Source organism: Veillonella tobetsuensis, from assembly GCF_001078375.1.
Taxonomy (GTDB): Bacteria; Bacillota; Negativicutes; order Veillonellales; family Veillonellaceae; genus Veillonella; species Veillonella tobetsuensis.
Window position 1 is genome coordinate 20,957 of record NZ_BBXI01000006.1, and the last position, 10,498, is coordinate 31,454.

General features: G+C 38.2%; 8 protein-coding genes. 5 read left to right on the top strand and 3 right to left on the bottom strand.

From position 1 onward, the window contains the following. Positions 1-310: 310 nt before the first annotated feature. The 4 genes from VEI_RS02075 (at position 311) to VEI_RS02090 (ending at position 5,120) form a co-directional block, all read left to right on the top strand. Complete coding sequence (locus VEI_RS02075) at positions 311-1,720, top strand: MATE family efflux transporter (RefSeq protein ID WP_059361638.1); 1,410 nt, start codon at positions 311-313, stop codon at positions 1,718-1,720. Between the two features lie 351 nt (positions 1,721-2,071). Next, entirely contained in the window at positions 2,072-3,097 is a 1,026-nt protein-coding gene (locus tag VEI_RS02080; protein WP_059361639.1) for an OmpA family protein, read from the top strand. Positions 3,098-3,310: 213 nt separating this feature from the next. After that, a complete protein-coding gene (locus tag VEI_RS02085) occupies positions 3,311-4,432 on the top strand; it encodes an AI-2E family transporter (protein WP_059361640.1) in 1,122 nt (373 codons plus the stop codon). A 28-nt stretch (positions 4,433-4,460) separates the two neighbouring features. Then, positions 4,461-5,120, top strand: a complete 660-nt coding sequence (locus VEI_RS02090; RefSeq protein ID WP_059361641.1) for a PepSY domain-containing protein — start codon at positions 4,461-4,463, stop codon at positions 5,118-5,120. A 75-nt stretch (positions 5,121-5,195) separates the two neighbouring features. Here VEI_RS02090 and VEI_RS02095 read toward each other — a convergent pair whose 3' ends face one another. After that, positions 5,196-6,713 (bottom strand): dihydrolipoyl dehydrogenase family protein, encoded by a 1,518-nt coding sequence (locus tag VEI_RS02095; protein WP_059361642.1) that lies wholly within the window; start codon positions 6,711-6,713, stop codon positions 5,196-5,198. 174 nt (positions 6,714-6,887) lie between these two features. Further along, positions 6,888-8,108, bottom strand: coding sequence for a serine/threonine transporter SstT (sstT, locus tag VEI_RS02100; protein ID WP_059361643.1), 1,221 nt, complete (start codon positions 8,106-8,108; stop codon positions 6,888-6,890). A gap of 257 nt (positions 8,109-8,365) precedes the next feature. Here sstT and VEI_RS02105 point away from each other — a divergent pair, with 257 nt between their 5' ends. Next, on the top strand, positions 8,366-9,106 hold the full coding sequence (locus VEI_RS02105; RefSeq protein ID WP_059361644.1) for a ubiquinone/menaquinone biosynthesis methyltransferase: 741 nt from the start codon (positions 8,366-8,368) through the stop codon (positions 9,104-9,106). A 141-nt stretch (positions 9,107-9,247) separates the two neighbouring features. Here the strand turns inward: VEI_RS02105 and VEI_RS02110 are convergent, their stop codons facing one another. Next, positions 9,248-9,979, bottom strand: a complete 732-nt coding sequence (locus tag VEI_RS02110; RefSeq protein WP_059361645.1) for an SIMPL domain-containing protein — start codon at positions 9,977-9,979, stop codon at positions 9,248-9,250. Positions 9,980-10,498 lie beyond the last annotated feature (519 nt).

A 10,498-nucleotide genomic window follows, 5' to 3' on the forward strand; every position in this document is an offset into this window, starting at 1 on the left:
TTGCTGATAGACGCTACTTAGTTTAGCAGATACTCGAGTCTCTTATGTTTGATATATTTATCTATTAAATATGATAAATATTTTCAAATAAAATAGAGCTTAATTTAGGAATGAAATAAAGAAACCTCTTATATACAATACTAATACCCTATTGGGTATAGAAAAGTGTATAAGGGGTTTCTTTGCATTTTTGATATACATTATTAATTAAAAAGCATGATATATGAATGACTTCTCATATGTTATATGATATAATACATAAGAAATATGGGGAATAGCCCCCTTTTTGGATTTGTTATAGGGAGTTATCATGATTGAAGCTTTACAACGATGGTTTTCAGTAGATACCATATTGCCTAGCAAGGATCGTTTGGGACCAGTAGAAACTACAAAAAATCTATATAATAAATATTTAAAGATTGCCTGGCCTGCTACATTGCAAGGGCTGATGATGCAGTTAATGACTGCTATCGATTTAGCGATGGTAGGTTCTTTAGGGGCTGCTGCACTTGCTTCGGTAGGTATTATGGGGCAGCCAGAAATGGTTATGCTCGTAATCTGTCGCGCCTTATCCATTGCGGTGACCGCTATTATTGCTCGTCGCCATGGTGAAGGTGATGTAGATGGCATGAATGCGGTGCTTAAGCAATCAATTTTGTTGAATTTTCTGATTTATGTACCATTACTTGCTATTTGTTTGTTTAATCTAGAACATATATTGCGATTTACAGGTGCTCAGGATGGCTATATTGAAACTGCTGTCTGGTATGGGCGATTCATCGTTCTTAGCCTTATCTTTCAGTCCTTTAGCCAAATTGTGGGGGGCGCTCTTATTGGCTATGGCAATACTAAGGTTATTTTCAAATCTAATGTGGTAGGAAATATCTTAAATACGATTTTGAACTTCTTCTTGATCTATGGTATTGCATTCTTCCCAGAATTTGGTGTTATGGGGGCAGGAATTTCCACCCTTATTAGTAGTGCTGTTATTGCAGCGCTTTTGCTACGTGCTATATCTCAACATACTAAGACAGGACTAACCTTATTGCACCCATCGAAATGGCGCTTTGAGCGAACTGTATTACATACGATATTTCACGTTGGTGGTAGTTCCCTTGGAGAACAGTTCTTTGAGCGTTTTGGTATGTACACATATACCATGATTGTTGCATCTCTAGGTGCAGTACCTTTGGCGGCACACTATGTGTGTATGAACTTGATGGATATATTCTATTATTTTGCAATGGGCCTCGGCTTTGCTGGTGCATCACATACCGGCCAAAACTTAGGACATAAACGCCCTGATTTAGCGCGTGCCTTTGGCATCATTGGTGCACGGATGGGTCTCGTCGTAGGTTTCATTAGTGCCATGATTTTTATAAGTGCAGGACATTTGCTCGTTCAGTTGTATACGCGTGAAAGTGATGTTGTTACCTTAGCAGGTGCTTTAATGGGTATCATGGCGATTGCTGCATTCCCTCAGGCTTTGCAACAAGTATATGCAGGGGTGCTAAAAGGGGCAGGAGATACCTTCTATATCATGAAATATTCATTAGTAAGTGTAGCTATTATTAGACCTATTATTACCTATGTACTTTGTATTACATTAGGCTTAGGACTCTATGGTGCTTGGATTTCTTTGTGTTTTGATCAATCCTTACGATTAGTTTGTGCTTATATGCGATTCATCAGTGGCTCATGGCAGCATAAAATAGTATAGGTATATTGAAACTTTTAAAATAGTTTATGAAAGATTTATGAAAAATAGCTTGCTTAGAATCTTTAGATAGTATACAATACAGATGTGGAATAAATGACACATTGGGGAATGTGTTATTTACTAAGAATCATCAATTTCACGTATATATGTAAGGGATATATATGAATATAAAAAGGCATCGACCTAAGGGTCGGTGCCTTTTTTATGCATGATACAGTTGTTTTATACTAGTTTTTAATAAAATCTTTAAAAATTTTATAATCTATATTGAATTTTATCGTAAAGTTGTGTACAATATAATTATGTATTATACCCTTGTATATGTATCGAGAGAATTTAGGAGGGAATCTTATGAATAAAAAAATTATCGCATTATTGGCTGTAGCTACAATGGGTATTTCTGTTGTAGGTGCTACACCACAAACACAATTCACAAAAGGTGAAACTCAAGTTGATCTTGGTGCTGCTAGCATTGAAGGTAAAATGGCTGATGGTAAAGACGCTCACAAATGGAATTTTGATGGTGGCGTAACTCATGCATTGTCTGATAAAACAGCAGTACAATATGGTTATCATGGTTTGAACACTAAACATAACGATATTGATATGCATGAATTGAACGTAATCCGTTCTTTAAACAAAAATGTTGCAGTATATGGTGGTTATGGCCGTATTCGCAATCATGATGAAGATGGCGGTACTAATAATATTGCTCAAGTAGGTGTTATTGGTAAAGCAGCTTTAGGTTCTAAAGTAGACGTATATGGCAAAGCTGGTATCGGTACTAAAAAAACTACAACTTGGGAAGCAGGTTTAGGCTATAAAGTAAATGAAGATTTAGATATCAATGCGGGCTACCGTTATATCAATACACAAGCTACTGATACACACAATGTATCCTTCCAAGGTCCTGTAGTTGGCGTATCCTATCGTTTTGGTGGTCATAAAGCAGCAACTCCAGTGTATACTCCAAGCTATGCTCCAGATCCAGTTCGAACTCCTGTAGTTGAACATCGTGCACCTGCAAAACCAGCTATGGCTGATTACTATGTGCAATCCATCTACTTTGATTCCGACCAAGACGTTCCTCGTGCAGACCAAACTCCTAACTTACAAGCTGCATTGAACGCTGCTCAACAATATCCAAACGATCAAGTTAAATTGATGGGTAATGCTGATACTGATGCAAATCCTCAATACAACATCGGCTTGTCCGAGCGTCGTATCCAAGATGTTGCGCAATACTTGGTAAATAATGGTGTAGATGCTAATCGCTTGATTGGTATCGCTAATGGCGATGCTAAACCAGTTGCAACAAACTCTACTGCATCTGGTAAAGCTGAAAACCGTCGTGTAGATGTTTACATCCACCGTTAATTTTGAGCGTTCTCAATCTAATATAAACTAATATAAGTCCATCTTTTCGTCTCTCTTTATATTTGGGGTGCGATAAGATGGACTTTTGTGTTATACTAATTCTATTAGAAATACTACTGTACACGAGAAAGGACCTAGTGTTTTTCTATCATATAGCGTTCATTTATATTGTGTACAATACTTACCAGTGTTTAGTAAAAGTGAGTTATTAGTATGGGAAAATTTAAATATTATAAGGAGCTTATCACCGCGATTATCCTGGCAGGTATCATGGTGTTAGTAGCCCTTCGTATCAGTGATATTGCTTCAGGTCTAGATGTACTGATAACAGCCTTTGTACCACTTATCGTGGGTGCCTGTATGGCATTTGTCCTCGATATTCTAGTGGTGCGTTACGAACGGTGGCTCTGGCCTAGCATCAAAACGGGGTGGAGGTACAAGATTCGGCGTCCCTTGAGTCTTATTTTGTCCTTCGTGACGATTAGTCTTATCGTGTACTTCATTGCACGAATGGCGGTGCCGCAACTGGTTCACTCCATTACACTTATCGTAGCTGCTGCCCCACAGTTGTACGTAGACTTTCAACAATGGATCCAGCATCTAAGTGATACGATGCCATTGGTTTCGAATCCAACTGTTGTGAATACGCTTAATGGTGAAAGTATCGTTAACTACACGCGTGAGTGGGGCACAAAAGGTGGTACCTATGTCGTGAATACGATGGGCACAGTTCTGTCTTGGACTGTGAATATTGGTCTAGGACTTATCTTTGCCATCTATATGCTGCTAGATAAAGAGCGTCTGATTATGCAAGGCAAACGCATCTTGCGTGCTTATGCACCTGATACTTGGGTAAATCGCGTTACTTATGTTAGTAAAGTAGCAGTTCAAACATTTAGTAGTTTCTTTGTGGGCCAGTTTATTGATGCCTTGATTTTAGGTATTATGGTAGGCATTACATTGTGGTTATTTAATATCTCATATGCCACTACCATTGCATGTGTTATTGGCCTTACAGGATTGATTCCGTTAATCGGTATCTATGTTGGTGGTATCATGGGTGCAGTTATTTTACTGACTGTTAGTCCTATGGATGCATTAATCTATGTTATTATTTTAGAGATATTGCATCAAATTGAAAGTAATGTTATCTATCCTAAAATTGTTGGTAATTCTATTGGGTTACCAGGTTTATGGGTGTTTGCAGCCGTTATTATTGGCGGTAGCTTGATGGGCGTTACCGGCATGATTATAGGTGTGCCTTTGGTGGCCACTTGTTATAAACTATTGATGACCGATGTAGAAGAGCGATTAGCTTCAAATGAAGGTTTATAGAATCCGATTGATATGTGGGAGGATTATAATGAATAAAAAATTAGTATCTTTGGTTTTGACTGGTGTATTAGCGGTTGGTGTTTTCTCTGTTGCTACACCATATGAAGTACAAGCGCGTAAGACTAAGCCTGAAACAAGCACAGATATTACAATTAAGCGGGCTCCAGGCCAATCTGTAGTAATGACAATGAGCGAAATTGGTACAATCTTCCAAAATCGTTTCCCTAATGCTGCATTGCATTCTGTAGAATTGAATTCTAACGATCTAGCTTATGCATATAAAGTGACTGGCTATAGTAAATATCACGAATATAAGATGAAAATTGATATCGTAACAGGTCATCAATCCGACATGTCCGAAGGTGGAAAACCTAAACGCGTAGTTGGTGAAATCTTTAATAAAGATAAGGTTATCGAACCATCTCAAGCTGAAGCGATTGCAAAAGGCCAACTCGGCGCAGATGCTGTTATGAAAGGCTGGAAAGTTGAAGCTCATAATGGTAAGGTTAACTACTATGTAACTATGCATCAAAATGGCAAGAAAACAGTTGTGACTGTTGATGGTAATACAGGCTCTTACATTTCTCAAAGTAAAGCAACTAAATTACCACCAGAACCAGATCAAGGTTTTGATAAACGTCGTACGAACCTAGTATGGGGCCATGATATTGTAATGGATAAAAAATAAAAGAAAGAACACATTGTTCTTTCAGTGAAATGAAAAAGACCGATACAACGTGTATCGGTCTTTTTCGTATTTTGTTTACCAACGATTTTCGTAATATGCTTGTGTCCACATGACGACCTCCACAAGGGATGGGTGAGGACTCATAGTTTCACCTACAGTGATAACGGATCTAGGGTCCATATCACGAGAAATTCCCTTTTCGCGCAATCGTTTTGTGCGTTCAGAAGCAATTTCTTCGTTGATAGTTGTTAGTGGAGTGATACCACTATTCATAAGGTTAACATACGGTTGGAATAGGATAGATGCTTGAGGTCCTACCACATGCATACCGAGGATATGATTTGTATCTTTGTCTACTACGATTTTGACAAAGCCATCATTTACATCACCAGGGTTGATGCCCATAGCATACCCTTTAGCGGTAGAGGAGTAGAAGTTTTTGCCTACCCCTACATTGTAGCCGGCTTTGATAGCTTCTGCCTCAGTAAGACCTACACTACCAATTTCAGGGTATGAGAAGGTAACCTTTGGCAATGTGTCGTAGCGTGCCCAGCGGTAATCTTCTTCGCTAGTTGCATAGAAGAGGTTGTGTGCAATGATATCTGCTTCGTAGTTTGCACGATGACGGAAGGCTGGCTCGCCATTTACATCGCCTAGAGCATAGATACCCTCAACAGATGTTTCCAAAAACTCATTAGTTTTAATCCATCCTTTTGGCCATGTTTCGATGCCGGTATTTTCAAGGTGTAATTCTTCGACAGCTGGGCGAATTCCAGCGGCTACAAGAATTTCCTCAACCTTAGTTTCGGTTACTTCACCTGTAGTGCGATCTTTAGTTACAACTACTTTAAGGCCCTCTTCTTGGCGAATCTCAACTGTATCTTGGTTTAAAATTACGTTGATACCACGTTCTCTATAGTTGTTAAGTAAATGTTCAGACATATCCGCATCTTCTTTAGGTACTAAGCGGACATTGTGTTGAAGAATTGTTACATTTGTACCAGCAGAAGCAAATACGTGAGCGAATTCTACACCAATTGGACCTGCACCGAGAATCGCAAGGGATTTATATGGTTGTTTAGGGAATTTATCTCCAAACAGATTTTCACTAGTAAGGAAACCAGCCTCCTGAAGACCAGGTACATTAGGTACATTACTGTAGCCACCAGTACCAAGTATAATTGTAGGCGCAGTGATTTCTACTGTGCCAGAACCATCGTTAAGGTGGATGTCCATAACCTTGTCAGATACAAAGCTAGCGGCACCGCGGTATACGTCTACATTATCAAACGCATTGTAGTAGTCATAAATACCAGCAGATTTGTCGATCATATGCCATGTGCGTTTGGATACAATGTCCCAATCCATAGTGGCGGAATTCACATTAATACCGATTTTTTTGAATTCTTCTACCTCTTGGACAGCATTAGCTGCTGTTACCATAACCTTTGTGGGGATACAACCTCGTGTGAGACAGGTGCCACCAAATTTACCTTTCTCTATAATTGCTACGTTGAGGCCTTTTTTTTGTGCTGCATCAGCTACGATGGTTGCACCACCAGTGCCTACTACAATAATATCGTATTGTTTCATGGTATATCCTTTCTATGTAAAGTTAAGTTCTTAAGATTTATTATCATGTAATTATTATATCATATATTGAATAAAATCAATATAGTTATATTAAAAAAAGAAATGATTTATAAAAGAAAAACTTTCACAAAAAGAAAAGACGACCCAATGGATCGTCTAATTCTATATAAGGGATTAATCCCAATTGTCGTTATAACCGCGTTTAGCATAATCAGCACTAGCAGTGAAGAGAATATCTGTACTGGAGTTAAGTGCTGTTTCGGTGGAGTCTTGTAACACACCGATAATGAAACCTACGCCTACAACTTGCATTGCCACATCGTTGGAGATACCGAAGAGGGAACATGCCAATGGAATGAGAAGCAAGGAACCGCCAGCTACACCAGAGGCACCACAGGCACCAATCGTAGCGATAACGGATAGAAGAATAGCTGTAGGAACATCTACGATGATACCCAATGTATTTGCAGCAGCCAATGTCATGATTGTAATGGTAATCGCTGCACCGCCCATGTTGATTGTTGCACCCAATGGGATGGATACAGAGTACATATCAGGGTTGAGTTTTAAACGTTTTGCCAAGTCAAGGTTTACAGGGATGTTTGCAGCAGAACTACGTGTGAAGAATGCGTAGATTGCAGATTCGCGTAAACATTTAAATACCAATGGATATGGGTTACGACGAAGGTAGATGAAGGATAAGATCGGATTGATTACTAAAGCCACGAAAATCATAGAGCCTAAAAGTAATACTAGTAATTGGAAATAACCAATTAATGCTTCAATACCATTAGTAGCTATGGAGTCTGCTACAAGACCCATGATACCCAGAGGAGCAAAGCGGATAATCCAACCAACTACAGTAGTAATCGCTTGTGCGATTGATTCCATCACTTCTTTTGTATTCATTGGAGAATGGCGCAATGCACCACCAATGATAAGAGCCCAACCTAAAATACCGATATAGTTAGCATTCATTAAGGCTTTTACAGGGTTATCTACAACATTTTTTAGGAGTGTTTTCATAACCTCTGCGATACCTTGTGGCGGTGCTGCATCTGCTGCGCCTGCTACTAGGTGTAATGTAGTTGGGAAGAACCAACTTACAATTACTGCCAGTGCTGCAGAGAGGAATGTACCTAATAGATATAAGGTAATAACAGAACCCATACCAGTTTTTTGACCGGAGCGATGTTTACTGATCGCAGCGATTACAAGGAAGAATACGAGGACTGGTGCAATGCCTTTGAGGGCACCTACAAATAATATACCCAGTAAAGCAAGTTCGTTTGCAAGGTCGGGAACATAGAGAGCCGTCAAAATACCGATTATCATACCGATAAGTATTTGTTGAATAAGACTGACCCTATTGATGGATTTCATAAATCGATTCATAATAGACTCCAATACTTCATTAGACTACATAAAACAATAAAATTGGCTTTTGAGTATAGCCATAAATACAAATCCTTTTACAAAGGACATATGTCATTATACAACGAACATTTTATTATTTCAATAGATAAATACTATTTCTATGCATTTTGAGTATACTATAGTATATATATAAGAATAGTTCTTAGTTCTAGAATGTAATCGCTAGTTGTGGTATACTGTCAGCATGTGAAATTTTGATTGTGAAAGTGGGTACCATGAATACTAAAGAATTTAACACTTATGAAGACAAAGAACAGTTTGTGCAAGGTGTATTTTCTAATATTGCCAAGCATTATGATTTGATGAATACTGTGCTCAGTTTTGGGCAAGATTATTTCTGGCGTAAGTTCGCTGTAAAAGAAATGAATATTGGACCTTATCAACATGTGCTTGACGTAGCTTGTGGTACTTGTGTATTTACAAAGGAAGCGTTGCGTCAAGAACCTACTTTGACCGTTGAAGCATTAGACTTTAATGTGGAGATGCTGGATCAAGGGCGTGCACGCATGGAACGAGCGGATCTTTTGGACCAAGTAAATTTGGTGCATGGAGATGCTATGGCTTTACCTTATGCAGATAATACCTTTGATGCAGCTATGAGCGGCTTTGCAATGCGTAATGTACCTGACATCAAGCAAGTGTTGTCAGAAATGCAACGCGTTGTAAAACCAGGCGGTAAGGTAGTGGTATTGGAATTAGCTAAACCAAGTGCATTTGGGTTTAAGCAATTATACAACTTTTACTTCTCCTATATATTACCTATAATAGGGAAATTGAGTAAGGATAATTCCTCTTATGCTTGGTTGCCAGAATCCTTGCGCCGCTATCCTCATCAAAGTGAAATCTTGGAAATCTGGAAATCCTTAGGTTATGAACAAGCCACTTATCATGAATTGACAGGTGGTATCGTAGCTGTACATGAAGGTGTTGTACCAGAAACTACGACAAATAAATAATATGAAACATAAAGACCGTGTAACACTGTGTGGTGTTGCACGGTCTTTTCTTGCGTTTGTTGTTGTGTATAATTTATTGTTTTGTTTCTTATTGTTGATTACAAGAAACTATTTATTTGTAACTTGTTGGTAGCTTGATGTTTATTGAAGATAATATACGATATCAGCATCTTGGGAAATAACTAAGGAACCTTTTTCCACAGGTGTTTCAGTACTAAGATTTGCAGCAAGTAATTTTGCATTACGATAGTAACCTTGGTCAAAAGTGCTTGTTTCAGTGTTGCTAATATTTACAGTTTTAACTGGACCCAATGTACGACCTAAAGCAGTAGCAATGATTTCTGCCTTATGACGACCGTTTTGAATTGCTTCTGTAGTCAAAGCGTCAGATAATTGTTGGGACGGGTCGTTTTGGAATGATAAATTGTTGATGTCATTAGCTCCAGCGTTAACAGCAGCATCTACAACTTTACCAACCGTATTTAGGTCGATAATTTTTACTGTTACATGGTTGGACACACTATAACCCGTATTAATGCGTTTACCATCTTGGTAATCGCTAGTAGGATTAATAGAAATATTGGATGTATAAATATCTTTCTTAGCAATTCCTAAGTTTGAAAGTCTACTAACTAGCTCGCTCATAATGCGGTCATTGTTAGATTTTGCGGCATTGATATTAGTGTTCTCACTAGTGATGCCTAATGTAAGGATGGCATAGCTAGGTGCAACAGAGCGAGATGCTTGTCCTGTTACATGGATTTCAGATGTGTCATAAGTTCCTTGTGGAGCTGCAAAGCTTGCAGTGGCAATTGAAGCACAAATAGCAGCTAGAGCAACTGTTTTGGTAAATAGTTTTTTTGAGAAGTACATAATTCTCTCCTTATATATAGTATTAAAATAGGGCGTTTCTCTTATAATATATATATGCCCATCTGATAACCATATTGTACCAAAATATATTGTGTAAAATCAATATATATTTTGTTGAAATGAGAAGAAAATGAAATTTTGTGAAAGTGGAAATTAGGGGTTGCACAGGTATGTGTGTTGTACTATAATAGTCATACAGTCGTTACAGCGACTGTTTCTTAATGAGAGGCTAATTAGATGATGCATCTTGTTTTGAATGGTTAGGTTTTTGTATCGGCAAGGAAATACGATTACAAAATTCTAAAAAAGATTATAAAAAGGTGTTGACATGAAAGTGACAACATGTTATTATAATCTAGTCGCCAGTTGGCGAAACACTTTTTAAGAAAGTGCTTCAAAGCTAGATAAAATCTAGTCTGACTGGTACAGATCTTTGAAAACTGAACAATGATAGGTAATCAATCAATATGATTGAACATATGCCAGAGTGCGGGTTTTGACAAAGTCAAAACCAACCAT